This window comes from Mesorhizobium sp. LSHC412B00 (assembly GCF_000503035.1).
Classification (GTDB): domain Bacteria; phylum Pseudomonadota; class Alphaproteobacteria; order Rhizobiales; family Rhizobiaceae; genus Mesorhizobium.
Genome location: NZ_AYWB01000028.1, coordinates 47,116 through 69,035, shown reverse-complemented (window position 1 = coordinate 69,035; position 21,920 = coordinate 47,116). Strand labels below are relative to the sequence as shown.

14 protein-coding genes and 8 pseudogenes are annotated in these 21,920 nt (G+C 56.8%); 7 read left to right on the top strand and 15 right to left on the bottom strand.

Annotated features, from left to right (window positions below):
* Positions 1 to 188: 188 nt before the first annotated feature.
* Positions 189 to 1,518 (bottom strand): annotated as a pseudogene (locus X757_RS01000000165465) (IS1380 family transposase).
* Positions 1,519 to 2,014: 496 nt separating this feature from the next.
* Between X757_RS01000000165465 and X757_RS136525 the strand changes: the two are divergent.
* Positions 2,015 to 2,512: an Lrp/AsnC family transcriptional regulator gene (locus X757_RS136525; RefSeq protein WP_023728006.1), complete on the top strand. Its 498-nt coding sequence runs from the start codon at positions 2,015 to 2,017 to the stop codon at positions 2,510 to 2,512.
* A gap of 29 nt (positions 2,513 to 2,541) precedes the next feature.
* On the opposite strand, the gene X757_RS136530 is transcribed toward X757_RS136525, so the two are convergent.
* The 5 genes and pseudogenes from X757_RS136530 to X757_RS1000000169245 all read right to left on the bottom strand — a co-directional run bounded on the left by X757_RS136530 (position 2,542) and on the right by X757_RS1000000169245 (position 7,261).
* Entirely contained in the window at positions 2,542 to 3,633 is a 1,092-nt protein-coding gene (locus tag X757_RS136530) for an ABC transporter ATP-binding protein (RefSeq protein WP_031251715.1), read from the bottom strand.
* Between the two features lie 21 nt (positions 3,634 to 3,654).
* Positions 3,655 to 4,455 (bottom strand): ABC transporter permease, encoded by an 801-nt coding sequence (locus tag X757_RS136535; protein WP_156933506.1) that lies wholly within the window; start codon positions 4,453 to 4,455, stop codon positions 3,655 to 3,657.
* A complete protein-coding gene (locus X757_RS136540) occupies positions 4,445 to 5,326 on the bottom strand; it encodes an ABC transporter permease (protein WP_084629755.1) in 882 nt (293 codons plus the stop codon). The genes X757_RS136535 and X757_RS136540 overlap by 11 nt, the downstream gene beginning before the upstream one ends.
* 85 nt (positions 5,327 to 5,411) lie before the next feature.
* Positions 5,412 to 6,464 carry a PotD/PotF family extracellular solute-binding protein gene (locus tag X757_RS136545; protein WP_023728002.1) on the bottom strand — a complete coding sequence of 351 codons (1,053 nt, stop codon included), beginning with the start codon at positions 6,462 to 6,464 and terminating at the stop codon, positions 5,412 to 5,414.
* A gap of 368 nt (positions 6,465 to 6,832) precedes the next feature.
* Positions 6,833 to 7,261 (bottom strand): annotated as a pseudogene (locus X757_RS1000000169245) (NAD(P)-dependent oxidoreductase).
* 1,220 nt (positions 7,262 to 8,481) lie between these two features.
* On the opposite strand from X757_RS1000000169245, the gene X757_RS136550 reads away from it, so the two are divergent.
* On the top strand, positions 8,482 to 9,735 hold the full coding sequence (locus tag X757_RS136550; protein WP_245275131.1) for a Xaa-Pro peptidase family protein: 1,254 nt from the start codon (positions 8,482 to 8,484) through the stop codon (positions 9,733 to 9,735).
* 130 nt (positions 9,736 to 9,865) lie between these two features.
* On the top strand, positions 9,866 to 10,588 hold the full coding sequence (locus tag X757_RS136555; protein WP_023727997.1) for a hypothetical protein: 723 nt from the start codon (positions 9,866 to 9,868) through the stop codon (positions 10,586 to 10,588).
* A gap of 477 nt (positions 10,589 to 11,065) precedes the next feature.
* On the opposite strand, the pseudogene X757_RS1000000169240 reads toward X757_RS136555, so the two are convergent.
* The 5 genes and pseudogenes from X757_RS1000000169240 to X757_RS136570 all read right to left on the bottom strand — a co-directional run.
* A pseudogene (locus tag X757_RS1000000169240) lies at positions 11,066 to 11,287 on the bottom strand (hypothetical protein); the annotation flags it as partial.
* Positions 11,288 to 11,314: 27 nt separating this feature from the next.
* Positions 11,315 to 11,479: pseudogene (locus tag X757_RS1000000169485) on the bottom strand (AAA family ATPase); the annotation flags it as partial.
* An 84-nt stretch (positions 11,480 to 11,563) separates the two neighbouring features.
* A pseudogene (locus tag X757_RS1000000167380) lies at positions 11,564 to 11,926 on the bottom strand (IS21 family transposase); the annotation flags it as partial.
* Positions 11,920 to 12,180 carry a hypothetical protein gene (locus X757_RS136565; protein WP_156933503.1) on the bottom strand — a complete coding sequence of 87 codons (261 nt, stop codon included), beginning with the start codon at positions 12,178 to 12,180 and terminating at the stop codon, positions 11,920 to 11,922. The pseudogene X757_RS1000000167380 and the gene X757_RS136565, both read right to left, overlap by 7 nt.
* A gap of 84 nt (positions 12,181 to 12,264) precedes the next feature.
* Complete coding sequence (locus tag X757_RS136570) at positions 12,265 to 13,011, bottom strand: LuxR family transcriptional regulator (protein WP_023727992.1); 747 nt, start codon at positions 13,009 to 13,011, stop codon at positions 12,265 to 12,267.
* A gap of 585 nt (positions 13,012 to 13,596) precedes the next feature.
* Here X757_RS136570 and X757_RS1000000169890 point away from each other — a divergent pair.
* A pseudogene (locus X757_RS1000000169890) lies at positions 13,597 to 13,712 on the top strand (transposase); the annotation flags it as partial.
* A gap of 727 nt (positions 13,713 to 14,439) precedes the next feature.
* Complete coding sequence (locus tag X757_RS1000000165945) at positions 14,440 to 14,886, top strand: SET domain-containing protein-lysine N-methyltransferase (RefSeq protein WP_023727990.1); 447 nt, start codon at positions 14,440 to 14,442, stop codon at positions 14,884 to 14,886.
* A gap of 518 nt (positions 14,887 to 15,404) precedes the next feature.
* Here the strand turns inward: X757_RS1000000165945 and X757_RS136580 are convergent.
* The 4 genes and pseudogenes from X757_RS136580 to X757_RS1000000167370 all read right to left on the bottom strand — a co-directional run.
* Positions 15,405 to 16,109 carry a hypothetical protein gene (locus tag X757_RS136580; protein ID WP_023727989.1) on the bottom strand — a complete coding sequence of 235 codons (705 nt, stop codon included), beginning with the start codon at positions 16,107 to 16,109 and terminating at the stop codon, positions 15,405 to 15,407.
* A 414-nt stretch (positions 16,110 to 16,523) separates the two neighbouring features.
* On the bottom strand, positions 16,524 to 17,798 hold the full coding sequence (locus tag X757_RS136585) for an acetyl-CoA carboxylase biotin carboxylase subunit family protein (RefSeq protein ID WP_023727988.1): 1,275 nt from the start codon (positions 17,796 to 17,798) through the stop codon (positions 16,524 to 16,526).
* A 607-nt stretch (positions 17,799 to 18,405) separates the two neighbouring features.
* Positions 18,406 to 19,644 carry an acetyl-CoA carboxylase biotin carboxylase subunit family protein gene (locus X757_RS136590; protein ID WP_031251711.1) on the bottom strand — a complete coding sequence of 413 codons (1,239 nt, stop codon included), beginning with the start codon at positions 19,642 to 19,644 and terminating at the stop codon, positions 18,406 to 18,408.
* 495 nt (positions 19,645 to 20,139) lie between these two features.
* Positions 20,140 to 20,334, bottom strand: a pseudogene (locus X757_RS1000000167370) (IS481 family transposase); the annotation flags it as partial.
* 602 nt (positions 20,335 to 20,936) lie between these two features.
* On the opposite strand from X757_RS1000000167370, the gene X757_RS1000000167365 reads away from it, so the two are divergent.
* The gene (locus X757_RS1000000167365) at positions 20,937 to 21,503 is read left to right on the top strand and encodes an SET domain-containing protein-lysine N-methyltransferase (protein WP_156933502.1); all 567 of its coding nucleotides are present in this window, start codon (positions 20,937 to 20,939) and stop codon (positions 21,501 to 21,503) included.
* Positions 21,504 to 21,527: 24 nt separating this feature from the next.
* A pseudogene (locus X757_RS1000000168725) lies at positions 21,528 to 21,900 on the top strand (hypothetical protein); the annotation flags it as partial.
* Positions 21,901 to 21,920 lie beyond the last annotated feature (20 nt).

The window sequence follows — 21,920 nt, the reverse complement described above, 5'->3', positions numbered from 1 at the left end:
TTAGCCATGTTTTCGGCGGCTCGGAGCTGGGTAACTAGCCCGTCCTATTCATGAGCCTTGTGATTCGAGCGCCGCTGAGCGTTCGGTCATGCAGGTATGAGGCGTCTTTTTCACCGCAACTGAGACTGGACTTTGGAACGCGCTGGAGGGTCAAGTTTGGGTTCGGCGGGGCCTTGATGCCCCGGCGCTCATGGTGCTGCGGGCTGCAGCGTGAGAGCGATTCGTCGGAACAGGTTGGCCTCGGGACAGGCGGCGGCGAAGGCGGATTCGCGAGACGGTTTCGATGACGCGGGCGCCGAGCTTGAGGAGCCTGAGCCGCAGCGTGGCGAACTCGGCGTTGCTGAGATGATCGGTTGTGGGCACCGCCTCGCGCAGGGTGAGCATGAGCCAGTATGCGGCGGTGTGGAGGACGAGGCGCACCTGGTTGGCAATCGGTGAGCGACAGCTGGTGCGGTCGGAGGCAAGCTGGCTCTTGTGCATCTTGATCAGGTTTTCGGCCTGGACACGGGGGCAGTAGATCACGTCGTAGACATGCGCGGCGGAGCCTTTGTCGAGATTGGTGACGACGAAGCGGATGTCGAGGCTGCGGGTGGTTGCCTCGACGCCGGCGCAGACGCGACGTTGCGTCTTCCAGGATTTCGCCTGGTATCGGGTCTCGGCACAACCGCGCAGCACCGGCTTCTGCTCGAGCGCGCGGCGGGTGCGGATCGTCGGCGGCTTCATGAACGAGACGCTGGAGAACCTTGTTGCCCGGCAATCCGAAGAGGTAGTCGAGCGCATTGTCCTCGCACCAGGCCATGACCTGCGCGCGGCCATAGTGGCCGTCGCCGCGGACCAGGATGCGGGTGGCCGGCCAGCGGGCGCGGATGCGCCGGACAAGCCGGCGCAAATGGCCGCGGATCTCCTTGCTCGTCGGGGTCTTGCCAGGACGCAGGATCATGGCGACCGGACGTCCGGTCGCGGCGTCATAGATGTGGATCGGCAGGAAGCAGCGCTCGTCGTAATGGGCGTTGAAGAGCGAGAGCTGCTGATGGCCCTGAACGACATTAGCGTGTCGATGTCGAGCGTAACGCTTTTGGGCGGCGCGGCATAGCTCGACAGCCACAGATCGACCGGCACCCAGCCCAGCCGGATGACGGTGCGCAGGTCGGGCAGGTTCTCCAGGCGCGAGCAGGTCGGCTGCGAGCACAGATCAATCCCGCTGTCGGGCAGCCGCCCGCAGGCGAGCTTGAAGGCCGGATCGGTGCGCAGCCGATCGAGATCGTTGGCATCCTAGCCGCATGCGATCGCAAAGATGCGGGCGCGCAGAATGTCGGCCATGGCGTGCCTCACCCGCTGCGGGTCGCGCGGATCGTGGATCGCACCGGCCAGCCTGTCGGCCAGTTGCAGGCGTCGCTCGGCTGCGGCCAAAAGCATGAGGCCGCCATCCGAGGTGATGCGTCCGCCGTCAAACGCAGCTGTGATCTTCTCGCGCCCAACGGCTGGAAATGAGAGCGGCAGCAACGTATCGTCGGTCATGGCGGGTGTGGCTCGCGAGATGTGGTGGCAGGGCTGGCTTAGACAGCCGAATCCTACGCTAAATCAATTGCTTAGGCTACATCCGCCAACCTCTCAGACGCGCCGTCGTGCATAAGACGGGCTAGAGCGGCCGCATGCCAGGTGGTGCCGCATGTGAGCTGGTCGCGTTTGAGAAGCAGGACATCGCGATGCCCAAGCCGGGTGAGGTGGAATCCATCGAACGGCCGATGATGCGCCAAGGATGATTGCGTATTCGACCCGGGAGATTGAAGGATTTCACCTTGCCGAAGCCGAGGTCGCCTACTGCCGCAGAGGAGCACCGCACAGCGAGCGCGTGCAGCGGTCGTCATGAGATTACTCGCCGTAGCATTATCGCCGACTCTGCCCAAATCGCGCTTGCAACCGAGCGCGGAGATTTGTTAATAAATGCATCGCCATTTTGCGCGTTTCAAGATGAATTTCTGCATCTTCGGGGTTTTTTTGTGAGGTTTCCGAAGTGGCTTATAGCTTCCCTGCCAAGCAGTACGACCGTATCGACGCTCGTATTCTCGAACTTGTTCAGAAGAACAACCGACTGACCTCCGAGGCCATCGGGGAACAGGTCGGACTCTCGGCAACCGCCTGCCAGCGGCGACTGAAGCGCCTGAGGAAAGAAGGTATTATAGAAGCAGATGTTTCAATCGTGTCCGCGAAGGCAATCGGCAGGCCGATCCAGATGCTAGTGCTAGTTACCCTTGAGCGGGAGCGTGTCGACATTATCGACAAGTTCAAGAGAGACATTAAATCTTCCTCCGAAATCGCCACCGGCTTTTACATTACAGGCGAGGCGGATTTCCTGCTCTACGTCACTGCCCGCAGCATGGAAGATTACGAAGAGTACACGCGCCGTTTTTTTTATGAGAATCGCCATATCAAGAGCGTCAAGACCTTGGTCGTCGTGGACAGGGTGAAGGCTGGATTTGCCGTGCCGATAGACGACCCTGAGGACAACTGAGGTCTAGAAGGCTAGGCACGTCGCAAAAATTAGCGGGGCGTGCCGGGCGTCGGCACAACGCGGATTTCGCTCGTATTTAGAGTAATGCTCAGGGCTTCGCCGGGCTTGGGATGGCGACCGAACGGGAAGCGTTCGTGCATCATCAGATGCTCTCCGTTCACTTCGAGGATGACTCGGGTGGCACCCCCATAATAATGTGATTCAACGACCCTTGCCTGCGCGGGAGTTCCAAATGCCCCTTCCGACGATATGCGGACCTGCTCGGGTCGAACTATGGCACTCGCCGAGCCAGGTTGCCAGGAACCCGACAGGTTTATGCCCGATTTCGACATGAAGTTACCAGTCGAATCGACAGTGCCTTCCACGACAGCGCACCAACCGATGAACTTTGCGACGAATGTGCTTTTGGGGCTTTCGTATATGTCGCCAGGTGACCCGATCTGTTCGATCCTTCCCGCATTCATGACGACGATCCGGTCGGACATCGTCAGTGCTTCCTCCTGGTCGTGGGTCACGAACAAGGTCGTGACGTCGACCCCACGAATGACTTCTCGCAACTCCTCACGCATGCGGACCCTGAGCTGAGCGTCAAGGTTGGAGAACGGCTCGTCGAGCAGCAGGACTGCTGGGCGCATCGCCAAAGCGCGAGCAAGTGCAATACGCTGCTGTTGTCCGCCGGAGAGCTGCGCCGGGAACCGCTCGGCGAGGTGGGGAAGCTCGACCAGCTTGAGCATCTCGCTTACCCGCTTGTCCCGGTCGGCGCGGTTCCACTTCAGGTTCTCCAGACCGAAAGCGATATTTTCCGCCACAGTCATGTGGGGGAAAAGCGCGTAGCTCTGGAAGACCATTCCCGTATCGCGCCGATACGGTGGCAGGTGCGTCATGTCCATGTTGTTGATGCGAACCGTGCCGGAGGTCGGCTCGACAAAGCCGGCCACCATGCGAAGTGTCGTCGTCTTGCCGCAGCCGGACGGACCGAGCAGACAGACCAGCTCCCCCCGTGCCATGCCTAGTGAGACGTCCGCAACAGCGATCGCATCTCCGTAGTGCCGCGACACGGATTGCAGTTCGACGACATAGTCGCCCGCGTCATTCGGGCGGTTTTCAAGATTGCTCGACACAGTCGCTACCCTTTGTTTTTCTTAGGCGAGTCGTTCGGCGCCGATCAAACGTTCGATTGTTAAAATGACTGCCAACGTGACAAAAATCATTATGCTCGACACTGATGCAACAAGCGGGTCGTAGCTGTTATCCACATAGGTGAACAGCTGAACGGGCAATGTTACGTTGCCGCCGTATGTGAGGAATACAGATACCGTCACGTTGCCGAACGAAGTCACGAACGCGAAGATCGCAGCCGACAGCAATCCCGGGAGAATGAGTGGCAGCGTGATCCGGCGGACCACCTGGAGCGGTGTTGCCCGCAAATTCATCGCGGCTTCCTCGAGCACCCGGTTATGTAACGAGAGGCTCGCAAGAATAGTTCTGACAACGTATGGGATTGCGAGAACTAGATGGCCGACGAGAAGCGGCAGCATCGTCTGTGTAATACGCATCCAAGAAAAGAGATACAGGAGGCCGATGCCCAAGACAACTGCGGGAATGATCAACGGCGAGAATGCAAGCGCCTGCAGCAGTCCTTTTCCAGGGAAGGAAAAGCGGTTGATGGCAAATGCGGCGGCAAATCCGATCGCCAGCGCAAGGAATGCGACGATGACCGCGACGTAGGTGCTGGTCCAAAGTGCCGTCATGAAAGGTTCGCTTTCAAACGCCCGGTGGTACCATCGCAGGGAGAAGCCGGGGGGAGGGAAATTCATCGTTTCCCCGCTGGTGAATGACGAAATGATCACCAGGACCGCAGGCAGTGCGAGCATTGTATACACGAGTGCACGTATCACAGCTCCGGCCACCTTCATGACGTAATCTGTGAAATCATTGTGCATGGCGACGGCCACCCATAACAAAGCGCGATGCGGCTAGCGCGTTGAAAGCCGCTGTGAAGCCGAGGCCGGCGACGAAGAGGATGAAGGCCATCGCTGCGCCAGAGGGCCAATTGAATTCCGACATGATGCGCTCGTAGATCAGGCTGCCCAGCATGGGGACACGGTTACCACCGATTAAACGTGGCGTTATGAACGCCGAAATCGATAGCACGAAGACGAGATTTAATCCGACAAGGATCCCCGGCGTCGCGAGCGGAAGGATAACCCGCCGGAATGTAACAAGCCGATTTGCCCGCAAGTTGGACGCGGCCTGTTCCAGAACTGGATCAATCTGCGTGATAACGCTCATGACAGAAAGGATCATGAACGGCAGAAACTGCTGGACAAGTACTAGGATCACTGCCGGCCGCGTGAATAGCATCGTCTGCGGAGTCGACATGATACCAAGACTCAGCAAGAGCGAGTTCAGAAGCCCATTGCGCCCGAGAACAATGAGCCAACCGAACACAATAACGACCAGGCTAAGTGTCAAGGGCATGATGACGATGATTGTACGCCATCTTCGCGCCAAGGGTGGCAGTCGGGCAAGGGAATATCCCGTCGGAAAGCCGATCACCAAGCAGATCAGGCTCACCACGAAGCCGTCGACAAATGTCTCCCATAAAATGGAGGAATAATAGGAATCCGAGAAGAATCGAAAATAGTGTCTCAGTGTAAACCCACCACCTTCAAGAAGGTAGTCGCCATTGAGGAAGCTGTAGAGAAGTACACCGGTCACAGGGACTATCAAGAATCCGGCTAGTAGCAGGACCATTGGGGCCAGCAAAAGTGCCGCAGGGAATTTTCGGCTTTGCTTTGAAGGTGAATACATAGCTTTTCCTTGGAAAGTTCTATTAGTAAGCGGGCATGCAGGGCTACTGCGGTCGCGTGAAGCCCTGCATTCAAAGGCAACGACCCTAGCCGCGAAGGATTTTGTTGATGCGCTCGATCCGCGCGCCGCGGTCGGCCATCCACTTCTCCCAGTCGACCTTCTTTTTCAGGGCGACCCGCTCCGGTGAGTTGAATGTCAGGTCTTTCGCGATGTCATCGGGAAGTTTTACGTCAGTCGTTACCCCAAGCCTCAGCGTTCGAGGTAGCCCAAGCATGCCTTCGTCGGAAAGCATTTGGTTCAGGAATGCGAATGCTGCCTCTGGATGCTGCGCATTTTTGACAACATTCATGTAGGACGTTGCCCCGTAGATACCCAGCGGCGAATACACGCTAACGATAGGTCTTCCCTTCGAGCGCAGTTCGTGCCCACGGGCATCTGAAATCACGCCGGCCGTAGCCTCTTCGTTTTCGAACATCTGGACCATCGCAACTGTACTCTGCGCCAAAGCAAGAATGTTTGATTTCGCTTGCTCCAACAAAGTGTACGCAGGCTCCATATTGGAGATCGAACCACCATTCTCCTCTGCTAGCCCCAACAAGTATAGGTTCCAGGTGTCGAAAGTCGCAACCGGAAGAGCCAGACGACCCTTGAGATCGGGTCTGGTTATGTCGGTGTATGTAGTTAGTGATTTTTCGACCAGCTGCGAGTTGTATATGGGTATGTACGTGAAAATGCTGTATGGGACCCCATACTCGCCGTACTCATGAAATCCGGGAAGAATGCGTTTGATGTTTGGTACCTCGACTTCCGTTACTTTTTGGATCAGGTCAGCTTTCAGTGCCTCCACCATATATGCGCTGTCGGCCTGGTACACATCGAAAGGAGGGTTCTCTTTATTCGCGACGAGCTTGACCAAGTCGGCAGATTGTGTGCCGGCGGCAATCTCTACTTTCAGCCCCGTCCGCTCCTCAAGCGGCGCAGCTACGCACTTCTGAATCGTTTCGTCGTACAATCCACCCCATCCGCCGAAACGGAGGGTGATACCCGCGAATTTTTTGTCTTGGGCATGGACGTAAGGCGCAGCCAGCGTGCTCATCGTGGTCGCGGTGGCGAGTTTCAGAAATGTGCGTCTTTTCATTTCCATTCTCCTTATGGTTAGCTGGTATCGCCCCACACGGTGAGCCGCGTCGGGCAATGATGTGTCCCATCGCGCGAACCGCGCAGAGAGCGGGCCGAAGCAAGGGGAACTCGAATTGCTGGTCTGGTATGAATTCCAATTTATCGACCAGCGCTCGCGTATGCGCGGACCTAGTAGCCCGCTTCCAGATTTACCTCCGTGTCAGCTGCTGCCCTGCGGCAAATCCGATAAGGTTCTGGATCCCCCATTCGATAGACCGCTCCAGTAGATCATCCGCGTTATGGGCTTCGCGGGCAGAGCAAATCACGTTCGGGAGCCTCTGAATCTCTAGCCGAGAGCCCCATCCGACTGGAAACGTTCTGCCGAACTCATACCACCACCAAACATCCGTGCCGAAACCCGGCAAGCGAGGTAAGCGCTTCATAAAGGGGCTTTTCCTGAATCGTTGCCGCGCGACCAACGTTGACCAAGAACGCACTCGGCTTCATCGCTGCCAGTTCGGCTTTGCCGACGAGGCCTGTTGTTCTCTGGTATTTGGGGCGCCAAGCCAGAACGGCGTGCAGCTCCTACGGCCCGTACATGGTATCAACGCCTTCCCCTTTTTGCTCCTTGTTTCGACGTACTCCCAGGACGTTCATATCGAACTCCTTTGCGTGCTTTGCGACAAGGCCGCCGATGCTGCCGACGCCGATCACCCCAACCGTACGTCCTTGAAGCATCGCCGACCGGCTTTCATCCCCCCAAACAGGAAACGAAGAACGACCGTTGATGATGGCATTCTTCGCGAGGGCGAGCATCAGCATCATGCCCTGCACGGCGATTGCGATAGCATTCGCTCCAGCGATATTGGCAAGCTTCGCCTTGCGTTGGGTGAGCAGCGAAAGGGCATCTATCTGCCTCAAGTCATCAACGCCCACATGCAGCTATCACAGGATCTTCAGCTTCTCAGCAGTTTCGAGGATGCGCCGGTGGGCACCGTCGACCGATGAAGGCTTCTGCGTCGCCGGCATGAGGCTCAAGATCGGCGTAAGTGGTCTCATAGCGGGACAGGTAATCGGCGGGTGCTGACACGACCACTTCGGTTCCCGCCGGCAACGCCGTCTTGATATTCTCGACTGTGTGGCATGCCATAAACATAGAACCTTCATCTCACCCGCGTTCATAATAGTTGACCGCCTTTGGGCTGTGCCCGGCTCTCGACTTGCGTCCAGCCGAACCGCATCGTCGAATAGTATTTCATCGCCGGGTGCGGTTTCGACTGAAAGACGCCCCGCCGCAGCAGAAAGACTGCGCTGCCAGCATGATTGTTGAAGGATTCCGTTGGGAACCGCGGCATGCGAGTCTTCGCGTCGTCGGGATCGCGCTAACTCTGATCGCCCGTTGCCATCGGATAGTGCTGTCTGCGGGTGGCGATTGGACTGCGGGGCGTATCCAGGCCCGACCGGTTTCCGCGCTTCGGATGCCACACCTTTCCAGCACCGCACTTGGCTAGAATCAGGGTCGTGATTAAACCTGCCACGGATCAGTCAGCTGCTCCGGCTTGCCTGCATCCGGTCGCTGGGCATCGAGTGACGCAAGCAATGAACCATCTGACTAAAACCATTCTCCACACTGACGAAAGTGGACGGAGCCGCTTCCGCGAGGAAAGCTTGGACCTTTCCGAGGGAAACCGCAGATTCAAAAGACGCCCTCGCTCCGTGCAAGGCTTCCCAGTTCCGCTACATTCCGGTCGGCTTCACCCTCGATTTCCACCGTTCGGATCGCCCCCTTTGGGTGGTGGTCCTCCAGGGCCAAATGGAGATCACGCTTCAGGATGGGAGTCTGCGAACCTTCAAACTTGGAGACTGCTTCTTCGCCGAGAATCTGCTCTGGCGTTCGCACATTTGCTGCACGCCATCTCCCGGAATCGAGAAGCGCGGCCCTATCGAGGCCTTATACGCAGTTTTTATGCGAGCAGGCACCTCTATCCTCGGCTCGGGCGGCACCGTCGCGAGGACCAGGACGGCAGAACTGCCGCATGGTGCAGCCGGGCGTCAACACAATCGCAACACCGCCGCCGCCGGGCAGGCGGGAAGAAGCAGGGGAACCTAAGATGGAAAGAATTCTTCACTTCGAACGGGCGGAATACGCCACGCGACTCGCCGCGGTTAAGGCCGAGATGTCAAAGCGCGGGCTCGATATCCTGCTCATCTCGGAGCCGCCAAATCAAAACTATCTCACCGGATACGACGCCTACTCATTCTATACGCCGCAGATGGCAATTGTGGCTCTGGACCGCCATGAGCCGATCATGATCACTCGCGGCATGGACGCAACCTCTTCGAAGATCACGACCTATCTTTCTGACGATAGCATCCGGGGCTTTCCTGATAGCTACGTGAACTCCACGGAGCGGTCTGCGTACGAGTATGTTGCAAAAATCGTCCAGGAACTCGGCGGAGAAACGGCCGTCATCGGCGTCGAGATGGGCGGCTACTATTATTCCGCACGTGCCCACGCGGACCTGGTCAAGGCGCTCCCGCAGGCCCGGTTCGAAGACGCCGACCTCCTCGTCAACTGGATTCGCCTGGTGAAGAGTCCTGCCGAACTTGTGTTCATGCGCCAGGCTGGCCTCATCGGCGATGCCGTCATCAACCGCGTCACCGAGACGGCTGAGCCGGGTGTACGGGAGTGCGATCTCGCTGCAGCCGCGTATCATCAAGAAATTTCCGGCACTCCTGAGTTCGGTGGAACCTATAACTCTTCTGTCGTGCATCTTTGCATAGGCGAACGGGCCCTTGCGCCCCACTCTACCTGGACTGACAAGCCGCTGTCCAACAACACGGTTATCAACTTCGAGGTCCATGGTACACGCCGCCGCTATCAGATCAACGTGAGCCGTACCGTCTACCTCGGAAAGCCGTCTACAGACTATGTGAAGCTCGCGGACATCGCCATTGAGGCGTTGAATGCCGGACTTGACAGCGTGCGTCCCGGCCAGGCGTGTTCCGAAGTCTTTGAAGCGTTTCACAAGGTGCTGTCGCGGAACGGGATCGAGAAAGACCAGCGGATCGGCTATCCGCTCGGTATCGGATATCCGCCGACAGTCGCCGAGCGTACCGCAAGTATACGCAGGGAAGAGAAGACGGTGCTCCAGCCGGGGATGTGCTTTCACATGATGACAGGCCTCTGGCTCGGTGATCAGTCCGTCACCATCACGCAGCCCTTTGCCGTCACCGAGACGAGGTACGAGCCCTTGACCCGCACGCCACGGACACTCGTCGTCAAATAAACTGGGAACCGGACAATGACGAATTCCGTGATAAAAGAGGCCAGACGAACAGCATCGCCCAGAGAGTGGCGGTGGGGTACTTGGGCTCATCGACGCGGGTATTGATGGATAGCAAAGGGGCCAGGCCACAATGACAGACAAGGTTTTGGGCATTCTTGAACTCGAGACAAAGCCGGTCGAGCTTCCGGGCTTCATGGCCGGACCAGGTACATTCCCGTTCCCGGTCAAACGCAAGCAGGTTCCGGGGGCGTTCACCCGGAACGTCATCGACGGGGACAAGTCCGTGGAAGCTGGTTACGTAGCCGCCGCGCGAGAGTTGGATCGTCAGGGTGTGTCCGCAATCGTTTCCAACTGCGGCTTCACCGGCCTCTATCAGGCGGCAGTGGCCGAGGCGGTCTCGATTCCAGTCGCGATGTCGAGCCTGCTGCTGGTGCCTTTCGTAGCGCAGACGCTGAAGCCGGGGTCGAGGATTGGCCTTCTCACTTACGACGCACCCAAGCTGATGGAGAACCACTATGTCTGCGCAGGCTGGTCTTCGAAAGATATCAGCGTGGCTGTGAGTGGGATCGAGGGAAGCGAGCTATGGTACGAGTTTGCTAAGTCCGCTCCGAACATCGACGTCTCGATCCTCGTTAGGGATGTGAGGGCTGCGGCCAGGAAGCTCCTCGACGCGAACCCGGATATCGGGGCGTTCGTATTCGAATGCACCGCGTTCCCGGTAGCGGCGGGTGCCGTTCGGAGCGATACTGGCCTTCCTGTTGCTGATGTTACGACGCTCGCCAACATGCTTCTGGGCATGAGTCCGGAACGTTCCGTCAAGCTGAGAAGCAGTTACCACGGCCCAACCGCGTGACCGCCGGCGGTACAAAGGGCTGTACATGTCACTGCCATTCCCTTTATTAAGACCACGATCGCCTGAAGAAAGCAGACGGGCGTATCGCTGCTTGTTGTCGTGGACTCCCCGCACCTCAACTACATTTCCGGCTATGATGTCTGAAGCTACCAGAACACCCAGGCGCTCCGGTGCCACAAGAGCCTGTGGAGCCGATATGGGTCGGCCGGCTGGATGCAGCTGGCGCACATACATCAACCTGGATTCGAGTGACTGTTGTCGCCTATGCCGCTCCATTCAAATTCCCACCCTCACCGTGCCACGGAACCGGTAGGACAAGAGAATCAGGAAGCGCGGCTGGCCAAGGGCAGATTGGGGGATACCTATTAATTCGGTCCACGTGCGCTTTTCGCGTTGCAGCACGAACTTCCAGTTTTGGGGTGGTTCGATGGCGGTCTTCTCGTCAACAAGCTGAAGGCCGTCAGATCGGCTGTGGTTGATGACGTCCTGCAGGATCTCCTTGTCCAGCAGATCCGCCACGGAGTTCTCCTCGATCTGTTTCAGCCGCTTCATCTCCGACGGCATCAGCCCGGCCTATTTCATCTTCTCATTGCAATGCGTCGCCTGGTTGATGCCCACCTTGAGACAATCTCGGCCACCGCCGTGCCCGTCCTCACCCTGCTTGCGCGCCTTCAGCCATGCGCCCTGGACCAGCGACAGTGTATTGCGCCGATCGAGCCCGCGATGCGCGGCGAAGTCGATGTTCTCGATTCTGGCGTCGGCAAAGCGCAGCCTGGGAACGGCGAGACGGTTGGTAAGACGCTTGTCGGCACGCATGGCGGCTCCACGATCGAGCATCAGGCCAAGCCACTCGTCGCGGCTGAGATCGCCGGCTTGGCTTTGTTCGGCCAATTCCCGGTAGTCGCCATTCCACCAAGGTCGAGACCTGCATCTGCTTGAGGGTTGGATGTGTCAGCATGGTTGGTTTCCTTTCCTTCATTGGTCATAGGAGCTGCCGCGGATGTTGGTGTGCGATGGCGTGGGCTTGACCGGCTCGGCCACGGGCGGGCACGCGGTCGAGGCCGGATTTGAGGATGGCGTTGACGGAGGAGTAGGTGATCGCGTTGATGGTCAGCGCCCGCTCGCAGGCCGCCTCAAGCCGATCCCGCTCGTAGCGACGGGCCAGCGAAAGGATACCAAACGCGAAGCGGTATCCCTGCTCGGGATGGGGACGGTCGCGCATCATCCGCTCGACCAGGATGCGGTGTTGGCGCCGATCCCGGCTGCCTGCCGGATCAGGTTCGCCGGCGTCGTGTTGGCATAGCGCTGGTGCGCCTTGGGCATTAGCGGAATCACTGTGCCGTAATTACTGAAATCGCTGTCCGCGAATTAGCGGAATGGCTGTCCGCGAATTTCTGAAACACGCACACCACCTCGTCGCGGGCGAATTCCGGCTCCATATAGTCCGGAATCGCCGCGCCGAAAGTGTCGCCGTTGCGTTCCGGCTCCTCTTTGAGCTTCTCGCGGCCGACACTCTCACGGATAGCGATGTTAATAAAACTCTTGCTAGAAGTGGCAGATGACGAGCCTCCAGACCGACGAGGATAAGCCAACGGAAATCGTTCAGCGCTAGGCTTCTGGAGCTGGAGCAAAGCTGCGGGAACGCGATCTGGGATTGCCGTTTTCCGGGAACTTTTTTAGGCTTCGATAATTCCGAGGCTTAACGCTTTTATAGCAGCGACCGTTCTGCTGGTGGTACCCAGCTTCCGCATCGCATTTTTTAAATGGAAATTCACTGTATTGTCTGTTATCCCTAATATAATTCCTGTTTCCCATGACGATTTACCTCTCGATGACCACAAAATGCACTCCTTTTCCCGAAGAGAGAGGTTATGAACTTTCTTTGGTGTGCTCGAATTAACAAATTTCGAAATCCTAAGATGGAAATGCAAGGCGGCTATTTCCAAGTAGGTGATCGTTCTCTCTTGGAATTCGCGGTCCGAGGGCTGAGCAAAACTCATGATCGTAAAGCTGCCAGCGGGGCCATGTAGTGGAACAGTAACGCCTGACCTTAGGCCGAACGTCGCCGCTTCGTCTAACACGCGTCGTTCGTTTTCGGTCGTGCTTGCATCAGTGTACACTTCGCTCCATCGAAAGGCGCCTACCCCCTGTCGACTTTTCTTGATGATCGGGTCTATTCTGTCATAGCCCATTTTCAAGTAGCGCTCCTGCCATTCATCGGGATAATTCAAGATGACTGCCGAATCCCGTCTGGCCGGCTTCAAAATCTTTTGGTCGGGTGCAAGAGGACCGTAGGCGATCCACGGGCAATCAAAACTCAGGGCAAACGCAGACAACAGATCGAACAACTGTTCGGATTGAGCGATACCTTCAGTCTTGTCGAGAAATCGGCCTAGCTCGACCGCAATCCGCGGGAGTCCCATGGTCTCTCCTTCAGTTGCGTTGTCCCGGTTCCCAAATGAGACGGCTGTAAGAGCCTGTGGCTCTATGCCCCGTCGGCGCCAGGCCAGCATATGCGCTGTCGATGCGGATCTGTTCAGAGTTCCTGACGCCACGAGGTGCTTTCAAAAGTCGTGCCAGCTTAGCAGCAAAAGATTTTCTTCAGGTTTTTCAACCGGCTGTTTAGGGTACGCTGCAAGCAGGCCGATCAACATTGTGTCGCAGAGTCGACAAAACCGTACAGTAGGTATCGATTGCTGATATTTCCCCAGATGGGACGGATCCGCTTCGTTGTGAAATCAGCATTTCCGTGGACCCTAAAACCACGGCGTGTCGGCCCGACATGACTCCGCGGTGGAGAACATTATTTGTAAATCAAAGTCTTTGCTTGGGGTCCGATTCCGATTTGGTACGCGAAGCTCAGCTCGGCCAGCAATCCCGTGCACGCTCCCGATCCCCTGACATGCCAGAAGTTCATCCGGCGAGCGTCCGTCAAGGAGTCGTTTCTCGAGTACCTGCCGCGCGTGCGCGTCGTCATCGCGCAACACCAAACTGTACGCCCGGTTCGGCTTGCCTGGCCGAACCTGCTGGCGAGATCCTGTTCGAGAAGTTTGCTCAGCATCAGCGACTGAACCGGCAGAGCGAGCGCTATACCCGCAAAGGCGTCAACCTTAGCCTTTCCACATAATATGTCTTCCGCGGCTAAGCCACCCACGTGAATTGGTAGGTATGACGAGCTTGAGGACAAGCTATATTCGCTAAATGAATTCTTGGGAATGAAATCGTTGAGTTTTGTCCCGCAGAAAGACGCGCACTGCCGATCCCAGTGATGTGTTGGCCTTAGCGGAGGAGGTGCCCCCGTTATGGGATAGGGGGTAGGGAGAGGCACAGCGGCGTACCTGAATGGCCGAATCCTCGATGGCAGTTCCGTTGTGTGCGATCATGGAGAGTAGGCACTCATCAAGCACCTGTTCGCGGACGATCCGCGTATGCTGGATGCGGATGCTTCGGCGAGGACGCTGGTGAGGATGTGGTCGGTTGACCCCCGGGATGACGGCTTTCAGATGTTTCGATGAGCGATGTCCGAGCCGGGGGGGGCGGCTAGTATCAGCTCCGCATTTGAGTGGCGCGCGCAAGCGCGCGATGGCGGCGTTGATTTGATGCTGTCGCCGCCAGAGCGACCAGGCCATGATGAAGGACGGGCTGATTGGCGGCCTAAGTAGGAATTGCGGGCAAAGGAGGAGGTTTGCGGCGAGAACAGGCGAGCCTCGTAGGCGAGCGAGGATCGCCCCGCGGCCGTAGGCTTCTTTGAACTGACCATTACCGGTGAATGACGGCCGGAAGCTTAACGACAGCCGCGTCCGTGAACACAATGTAAGAAAAACTGGTGGACACAATGTAGGGAACACGCCATGCTCAGCAACCAAGAAGAAACATACGATGTGGACAAGGTCTTCGATCGCGGCAACACTGTGTACGTCAAAAACGTTCCTGGAAAGGGCCGCGGTGTATTTGCTAATATTCCATTCAAGGCTGGAGATGTTATTGAGCGCGCTCCATCATGGGAATTCGACGATGCGACAGCAAAACTGTTGGATCGTACGGGACTATTTGAGTACTACTTCGTGCGTCACGATCGGAAAATCAAAAAGGGTCCTCTGACGAGCTACGTTGTTTTCGGTTTTATCTCGATAGTGAATCACTCTTCGAACCCAAATGCAGAAACAGTTTGGATCGATAAAAACTCTGGGGCGTGGGCTAGCCTCGTGGCAATAAAGGACATAAGGGTGGACGAAGAAATAACGCACCGCTATGTGAATATTTCCGAATATCCTAGGGCTATAAATTTCGTAGAATGAGGGTGTATCTTTTGCTTCAGCAATGAGGCGTGGCAGGACAGCGGAGGGCCAGTTGAGTTGGGGCGCGATCCTCATTGCACGCCTCCCGCCACAGGCCAGCGCTGTGATGGACGCGCAGCGATATCGAGCCGAGGATATATCATGGTCGATGTCCGTGAGCGGTGCCGCAGCCCATCGCCCTTCTCTTCGAGCCACGCGCCCTCGTTCCCAGGCCGTGTACAAGGCTCTGACGCAGGCGGTGCGATCCACATTAGGGTGTGACGGGCTTCTGGCCAGTCGCAACCAAGGCATCCTTAAGGTTGGCGTTGACGATCTGGCCGTCCTTAAACGCACGATGCGTCGCCCGCTGCGCGTGACCAACACCGTGCGGCGCGTCGTCGGCCCACTCTCGCTAAGTTGTCGGCTCAACGCTTTGCCGACCTCGGCGGATACCGGCTCACCGACGACGTTCGCCGCCGCAGGGTGCGTCGCGGAGCGGCGAGTTGGCCAGCCATCTCGCCTGTGTGCTACCGGCGGCCTTAAAGTGCAGGGATGCTCCTCGAAGCGCTCGAAAGCATTTTCAGCATGTCCTCCCGGGTCAACCAAACGAGCCAGTCGTCTTCGTATATTCGCTGCGCGGGCAAGCGCAGGATTGCCCCATGAGGCTCTTTGTGCTGATAGCCGTTGCGATCTGCTACGCCTTTTTCGATATTCCAGCCAGCGACCAGCGCGTAAATGAAATCTGGCGACCATTTAGCCCAAGCCAGTCCAAATGCGATCCGACCAAGGAAGGCCAGAAGACCGCGTCCCCGAAAATCCTCCCGCAGCCAGAGGTCGCCGCGATATCCTACAAGCCCGGTAATCCCCCGAGCGGACGGTGCGTAGCAGCGACACGAAGAACCAGGGCCTGCTTTGAGTTCAGGGGCCGCGAAGAAGGCCCTGAGCGTCCCAAGGTGCTCATCAAGACTTGTATTGGATAGATCGTACAGCCGCATTGCTTGGACATGCGCTATTCTATCTTCCCGGTCCCGTCCCATGATCCAAAAAGCCTTTCCGGGTAGAAGATCAGAACAGTCCGGACGGAAGTTTGGATCGGTCGGTGACTTTCGGGGAAGCTTGCCCGTGATCCTGACATACTCCTCAAAATCGTCTCCCATTGTGATGTGGAGACCGGACTTGCGCGCCAGTTTGTCCGCTGCACAGATGAACTTCGAAACTTCCAGCGTCGTCACGTTACCCTGCATGCCGGTACATCCTCAAATTCCTGCACTTACGCTGCTAAGCCTCGTGCTGATTAAAGGGGACACCTGCCTGTCAAGCGGGGTCACTCGCATTCCGCCTCAGCGCGTCCGTTGTCGAACATTCGCCGTACAGGTAGACAGAGCCGGTTACAAACGCATCCTTGTCCCATTTCTTGTCGATTCACGCTCGCGAAGTCTGACCACTGTCCATTGGCGCCCGCTATAGCAGCCGTTGCGGATCGTAGCGGGGCGCTAAACTCTCGAAAACACTCGCGCCAGCCCTGCTGCTTGACTGCTATTGCCGTAAGTCCTTTTCGGCTTGTACGTCGCAGTTGCAATCCGTCGCGCTCCCGAGACGGATCAGCTATTCCGCTGGACAACCGCATGCCGGACGATACGGCGACCGTCACCTCTTACCTACTTGCCACCTCCGATCGCATGGGAGGTGAGGGACGGTGATTGCTCCTGTTCGCCGTCGGCCGAAATTGGTGTGATCGACCAACTAATTAGGTCGACGGCGCGCTGAAGTATCTTCTCGGTCTGAGCACGGCTGGGGGAAGCTACCATGACATGTCCGAGACAGTCCCGGTAGTCGCCCGTCCTGACGATTGGCGTCTTGGGTTCAACATACAACTTTACCTCGGCGACACCTGATATAGCCGCCGCCCGATTGTCGCCATCGATCCTGTCGAGGAAGCCATCGCGATCAGGTATTAGTTTCCGCGCGGCCGCGATGTGCGAATGCCTTCTGCGCAAATCCCATTCGTCGCCTATGACAAGCTTGATGTGCTCGGTGATGAGATCGACACCATAAGCCAACTGAACCAGTTGAGGAACGGTCCCACCTGCAAGACGCGGATTGACTTCAATGACGACGGGGCCACGTTTCGTCCATTTGAATTCAATATTCGTCGGTCCCCAGCCGAGGTCGAGAGCTCGCAAACAGCTCAGCGAAGCATCAACCATACGCCTATGCTCGTCACCTGTCAGCAACGCCGGATACGTGCACTCGCGAGCGACGAAATGCGGTGGGCGGCCCCAGGCAATGGCGGCAGTCCCAATGACCTCACTTCCCATTACCTCAGCGCTATAGTGGGGCCCTTTTACGAATTCTTCGACCAGTATCCTCGGCGAAGAGCGCCATATGTACTTCCCGCCCAACAGATAGGTCGTATGTTCGGCTAGCTCGTCTACGTTGCGACACAATCGGACACCGCTGCTGCCGCTGCCTACTGCTGGCTTAACAATCACCGGAAGACCGATCTCCGCAGCAGAGCTTTCTACCTCCGTTGCATTTGCGGCCAGGCGATAAGCAGGTATTGGAACGCCGGCCTTCGCGAGGAGTTGACGTTGAAAGAATTTGTCGCAACACCGTTCAACGGATTCAGGGTTCGGCCCCGGTAGATCGAAATGCCGGCAGAGCTTGCCAACTGTCGCATAGACCTCCTCCTCAGCGGCCGTAATCCCGGCAATATCATAGGTCGCACGCAGCCGCGAACATTCCTGGATCAGCGTATCAAGGTTGTCTGTATCGACACGGATCGCTTCAATGCTTCCCGGCGCATGATAGTCGTAGAGAGCTGGATCAGCCGACAGAGTAATTGGATGAAGGCCAAGACGTTGGGCCGCTTTGGCGTAAAGCGGACCATTGCTCCTTGTGCCTTCAATTAAAATAAGTGCTCTTCTTGCCATTGGCGGCAACCTCCTTCGCGATCTGTGTAGTGGTCCGAGGGTACAACGGCGAGCTTATCTTCCGTGCCTAACTCATCCTTTACGGTGAAGGTACCATTTGCCAGTGATCAGCGGCGCGAAGATTTTGTAAATTTGATTGAAGGATTTGTTTCAACTATCCTCACGAAATATCCGGCGGGATGCGCCAGCGCGCCGTCGTGGCACAAAAATAACGATAGTTTTTTATCGAAGTTGACCTGCGACGGGGTTTTTCCTGCACCTGGAGTTAAAGTCCGCCCTCAAAGAAGGACCGGACGATGTAGCGATCGAAGTTTCACGGAAGAGCAAATCATCGCGGTGCTGCGAGACCCTGGCGGCTCGTCGGTACTCGCTCTGTCGCGGATAGCCGAGCGCAGATTATCCAGCGACAGCCTTGAGTGGGTTTCCGCCGGCACCGGCTGCAGGTCGTAGATCGGAACGATCGCCGAGGATCTCCTCGCCGGACAAGTGCGAGCAACGCAGTAAGGTCCCTAGCATCCGCTCGCCAGGAAAGCGGCGTCTTCATTTCATTTCCGAGCAATCATTCTAGCGTCTGCGGCTGGCGCGAGGAGGGGATAGCAGATTGTGCCTATTCGCCAACCGTCGGAAATGGCTTGATCGACCAATGGAGCGAATCGACGGCACGTTGGAGTATCTCTTCGGTCTGAGTGTGCCAGGGCGAGGTGGCGATGATATGTCCGATCCAGTCCCGGTAATCGCCTCTCCTAACGATCGGCGTCCTGGGTGAAATATAGAATTTGACCTCGGCAACGCCCGGTACAGCAGCTTCTTGACTGCCGTCGGCGATCCTATCAAGGATGCCATCGCGATCAGCAACTAGGAACCGCGCAGCCGCAATGTGCGAATGCCTTCTGCGCAAATCCCATTTTTCGCCAATAGCAATCTTGATGTGCTCGGTGACGAGATCGATACCGTAAGCCAGCTGAAGCAGTTGGGGAGTGGGCGCGCCATGAAGCCGCGGATTGACTTCAATGACGACTGGGCCACGCTTCGTCCACCGGAATTCGATGCCCGCCGGCCCCCAGCCAAGCCCAAGAGCTCGCAAACAACTCAGCGAAACATCGGCGATACGTTCATGCTCGTCATCAGTCAGCGGGGCCGGAATGGTGCACGCACGGCAGACGAAATGCGGGGGAGGGTCGTAGTCAGCGGTCCCAATTCCAATGATCTGATCTCCCATTGTGTCTGCCCAATAGTAAGGACCTTTTGCGAATTCCTCGACCAGCACCCTAGGCGAAGACCACCATTTGTGCTGCCCGCCCAACATATAGGTCGTATGTTTAGCTAACTCATCGAGGTCGCGGCACAATCGAACACCCATGCTGCCGCTGCCTACAGCCGGCTTAACAATTACTGGTAGTCCGATCTCTGCGGCAGAGCTTTCTACGTCCGCCATGTTCGCTGCCAGGCGATAAGCCGGTATCGGAATGCCGGCATCCGAGAGAAGCTGACGTTGAGTGAATTTGTCGTGACATTGTTCGATGGATTCGGGGTTCGGCCCTGGTAGATCGAAATGCCGGCAGAGCTTGCCAACTGTTGCATAGACCGACTCATCGTCACCCGAAAAGCCAGTAATGCCAGCAATCTCGTAGTTCTCTCCTAAGCGGGAAAGTTCGCGGATCAGAGCATCGAGATTGTCTGTATCGACGGCGATTGCCTCCATCCCTTCCGCCGCCAGATAGTCGTACTGAGCTGGATTAGTCGATACGGTGATTGGATGAAGACCAAGACGCTTGGCGGCTTCGACGTATAGCAGACCATTGCCCCTTGAATGACCCTCAAGGAGGATGAATGCTCTTTTGGCCATCTGCTGTTGCTCCGATTTCCCTTGCTTTGCCAAGGTCATGGCACAGCTTCATCCGTGCCTGATCTCAGCCTGGGGTGAACGTACCCTAGTCGGCAATCTGCAGTTGCAAAGGTTCGGTAAATTCATTTGAAGGTTCTGTTGCAGCGGATCATTAATCACAAGGAAGGGTGGCAAACCGCTGTCGGGCAATGAGACACGAACTGCTCTGCCAGTGAGAGCATTGGGATTCAATTTTCGCCTGCCCCTTACGACATCGTCCACATCGATGCTTCGCGATCCGAGCCAGCGCAAGCTGGGACTGCTTGGCCGTTCGTGGCGTTATCGATCGTCACTGACGAAAACATGCGAAATAGGACCACCAATAGGGACGTCCGACATGTTCCAAACTGAACAACCTGAACGAAACCCTCTCTTAACATCAACAAGGCCGCCCAAGACAATGGTAAGGCCGAGCTCATCCAGACCGCCGTCGCCCCCGAGACTACCCTTTTGCGGATCACCCGTGATGCGATGGCCGGCTTGGCTGAAGCGGCCGAGCTTCCTGATGTCGTTATGGATCATCTCGGGGTCTCGCGCTCATTAGTGTCGGACCGGTTCGTCCGGCTCGATATCGCTAAGCCGCGACAGCCCGCCACGCTTGAGAGCCCGGCTGACGGTGGCGGGCGAGACGCCGCCCTCCATGGCGATGTGACTGCGGTTTAAAGGGCTTCGATGTCCCCGCCGTTGGTTGTCGACCGCACCTTCGGCGGGATGCAAGATGGCGCCGCCACGTGCGCCACTACGAGCAGCGCACCGACGTCTCTCCACGCCATGATCCTTGCTATGGGCGGCAATCTCATCCGCAGAGACGCTCATCGCTTTGCGCACTGACCTATGGAGGGAAGGGAACCCAACATTAAACTGAGTGGCAAAGGTCGACGTCAGACTTCATTTTGCCGGATTGATTGAGGTGCGACCGATGGCATTGTGGTTCTCCGTCCAGCCAGCATAGACAACTCCGATCCACTTCCGACATTTTGTGTCGGGTTTGTCAGGTCCGCCACACCGTTTGGCAGCCTTTTTCATGTGCTGCATCGAGAGAAATGGCTGAACAGCAACGAGAAGACTCTTGTTTCAGCTCGTGTCAGCTGAATTGGCACACATATTGAATGCCTTCGTTGTCGAACCAGTACCTCCAGCCGCCATCGACGGGCGCTCGAAGGTCCGAAAACCTGATCGCGACGATATTTCCGGTTCTGGGCCAGAAATAAGCGGAAAGCCTTAAATACTCCCGTTACCAAAGGATCGCTGCTTTGTCGAACAAGATAAAAAGAAAAAGTTATTCTATATTGGATGATGATGCTGAATGCGCGAGAATAATAAATGAAAGAAATGTAAAGATCGCCGATACAGGAATCGACCGGGGGCGCGGCGTCTTTTCTTCCCGTCATTTCCTTCCGGGAGAGGTAGTCATGATTGGGTTAATCGACAGACTTGAGGAAGAGAGGACAATATATAGCATTCAAACTGACTGGAACGTTCATGCTACATTCGAGGAGCCCGTTGTCCTCTCGAATCATTCTTGTAATCCAAATCTAGCGATCGTGCCTAACCGATTCGGTGCCTATGATTTTATTGCTATTCACGAAATCGCTCATAATGTCGAACTGACATGGGATTACGCTACCACTGAATTCGATTCGATTGCGGTACAAGTTTGTCTTTGTTCCTCGAAAAATTGCCGAGGCGCAGCTGGGGGGTTCTCCACGTTGCCTCCTGATCATCCGATGCTCTCGGCGGGGTTTTACGCTCCCTATCTCAAACGACCCTCTGGTTTTCCGAGGGGGATAGGAATGTTTGCAAGTTTGGTTGGCTCGTAGAGCACGTCCTGTCGCGGGCATTTCTATCCGGCCCAGCTGAGTGATAAGAGCATAGGCATGTCGCCGATGTCTCGCTGAGATGTTTGAAAGCTCTCGGCCTGGGTTGGGGGCCAGCAAACATTTGCACACTGCGGCCGCGCGGTACCTAATTCCCGAATGCGATGGCACTCTCGATTGGATCGATGGCGCGAGTCGGGCGGCTGCCGCACCAGGTGTTGCGGAGGTAAAATTGTACGTTGAACCCAAGACGGCGATCATCAGAAAAGGCCATTCTGGAGACCGCATCGCCCATGTCATCGCCACTTCGCCCAACCGTGCTCGGCCCGAGGCGCTACTTCAGCGTGCGGTCGGCTTAATCGATTGGTCAATCGCAGCATTTCCGGCCCGGGGCGAATAGCAACAATCTGCGGCTTCTTG

Excerpts from the sequence above, each read along its gene's own strand:
- X757_RS136535 (WP_156933506.1), bottom strand. The coding sequence starts at position 4,455 with ATGCACAATGATTTCACAGATTACGTCATGAAGGTGGCCGGAGCTGTG.
- X757_RS136540 (WP_084629755.1), bottom strand. The coding sequence starts at position 5,326 with ATGTATTCACCTTCAAAGCAAAGCCGAAAATTCCCTGCGGCACTTTTG.
- X757_RS136545 (WP_023728002.1), bottom strand. The coding sequence starts at position 6,464 with ATGAAAAGACGCACATTTCTGAAACTCGCCACCGCGACCACGATGAGC.
- X757_RS136550 (WP_245275131.1), top strand. The coding sequence starts at position 8,482 with ATGGTGCAGCCGGGCGTCAACACAATCGCAACACCGCCGCCGCCGGGC.
- X757_RS136555 (WP_023727997.1), top strand. The coding sequence starts at position 9,866 with ATGACAGACAAGGTTTTGGGCATTCTTGAACTCGAGACAAAGCCGGTC.
- X757_RS136570 (WP_023727992.1), bottom strand. The coding sequence starts at position 13,011 with ATGGGACTCCCGCGGATTGCGGTCGAGCTAGGCCGATTTCTCGACAAG.
- X757_RS1000000165945 (WP_023727990.1), top strand. The coding sequence starts at position 14,440 with ATGCTCAGCAACCAAGAAGAAACATACGATGTGGACAAGGTCTTCGAT.
- X757_RS136580 (WP_023727989.1), bottom strand. The coding sequence starts at position 16,109 with ATGCAGGGTAACGTGACGACGCTGGAAGTTTCGAAGTTCATCTGTGCA.
- X757_RS136585 (WP_023727988.1), bottom strand. The coding sequence starts at position 17,798 with ATGGCAAGAAGAGCACTTATTTTAATTGAAGGCACAAGGAGCAATGGT.
- X757_RS136590 (WP_031251711.1), bottom strand. The coding sequence starts at position 19,644 with ATGGCCAAAAGAGCATTCATCCTCCTTGAGGGTCATTCAAGGGGCAAT.